1 pseudogene is annotated in these 1,573 nt (G+C 80.4%); it reads right to left on the bottom strand.

Annotation, left to right across the window (positions count from 1 at the left end):
* Positions 1-1,573: pseudogene (locus tag GTR00_RS20495) on the bottom strand (exodeoxyribonuclease V subunit gamma); the annotation flags it as partial.

The raw sequence follows: 1,573 nt of genomic DNA, 5'->3' as shown, positions 1-1,573 counted from the left end.
CGGGCGTCGTCGGGCTCCTCGCCGCGGGTGTCGGCGGCGACGTCGAGGCGCTGGCGCAGGAAGCCGCGGGCGGGGTGCTGCCAGAAGCGCACCAGGGCGTCGAGGTCGACCTCGCCGCCGGGCGCGGGCTGCTCGGGCAGGGCGGCGCCCAGGAAGGGCGCGGGCGGACGGGTGCCGGCGGCGGCGGCGAGGGCGCCGGCGTGGGCGGTGGTGTCGAAGCTGAACGCGCCGTCGCGGCCGAGGGCACCGGCGGTGAAGTTGCGCGCGTCGGTGGGCTGCAGGGGGTGGTGCACCAGGACGCGCCCGCGCACCGGGGGCCCGCCGGGGGCGCCGAGCAGGTCCAGGGCGTCGAGCAGCTCACCCACGGGCACCGCGGGGGGCAGCTCGGCGCCGGTGCGCACGTCGCGCCCGCCGTAGGTGACCAGCAGGTGCTCGCGGGCGGCGAGGACGGCGTCGAGGAACGCCTGGCGGTCCTCGGCGCGCGCGTCGTGCTCGCCGAGGTGGGGCTCGCGCGCCAGGGGGTCGTCGCCGTCGGGGGCGTCGGCGCGGGGGAAGGCGTCGTCGTCGAGGCCGAGCAGGCACACGACGCGGTGCGGCACGGCGCGCAGCGCCCCGGGGGCGCACACGGTCATCGCGCCGGTGCGGAAGGACACGCGCGCGGCGGTGCCCTCGAAGCGGCCGGCGAGCAGGGCGGCGGCGTCGGCGGGGCCCACGGGGGCGCCGCCGGCGCGGGCGGCGAGCTCGCGCACCCGGCCCAGCTCGCGGCGCACCTGGGCGTCCTGCCAGGCGGCCTCGGCGGGGGCGGCGCCGAGGTCGAGGACGCCCTCGAGCAGCGCCTCGCACCACTGCGCGACGGGCTGGGGGCGGCTCAGGCGCCGCACGGCGGCCTCGAGCCGGTCCAGCAGCTCGGCCAGGCGGCCGGCGAGGTCGACGCGGCTGGACTCGACGTCGGCGAGCGGGGCGACGGGGTCCTCGGGTCCGGCGGAGGGCAGCAGGTCGCCGCCGAGGGCGACGCCGACGAGGACGCGGTCCAGGCCGGTGCGCCAGGAGCCCTGGCGCACCTCCCCCAGCTGCCAGGCGCGGCGGTGCTCCGCGCCCAGGCCCCAGTGCACGCCGGCCTCCACGGCCCACCGGCGCAGCTGCTCCAGCTCCTCGTCGTCGAAGCCGAAGCGCACCCGCACGGGCTCGGCGGCGGCCAGGTCGAGCACGTCGGTGGCGGTGGCGCGGCCGGTGGCGAGCTCCAGGAGGCGCGCGGCCAGCGCCAGCAGCGGGTTGGCCTGCAGCGGGGAGCGGTCGGCGACGGACACGCGCAGCGCCGCGCCGGGGTGGCTGTCGGTGGCGAAGACGGCGCTGACGACGGGGGCGTAGGCCTCCACGTCGGGGCACACGACGAGCACGTCGCGCGGCTGCAGGGTGGGGTCGGCGTCGAGCAGGCCGAGCACGGCCTCGCGCAGCACCTCCACCTGGCGGGTGCGGCCGTGGCAGGCGTGCACCTGCACGGAGCGGTCGTCCGCGGCGAGGGGGGCGGCGTGGGCGGCGGGGTCGTCGTCGGCGAGGGAGCGCTGCAGGCGGG

This window comes from Kineococcus indalonis (assembly GCF_009906395.1).
GTDB classification, from domain to species: domain Bacteria; phylum Actinomycetota; class Actinomycetes; order Actinomycetales; family Kineococcaceae; genus Kineococcus; species Kineococcus indalonis.
Note: the sequence above shows the minus strand (reverse complement) of the source record. Positions and strands in the feature narration are given on the sequence as shown.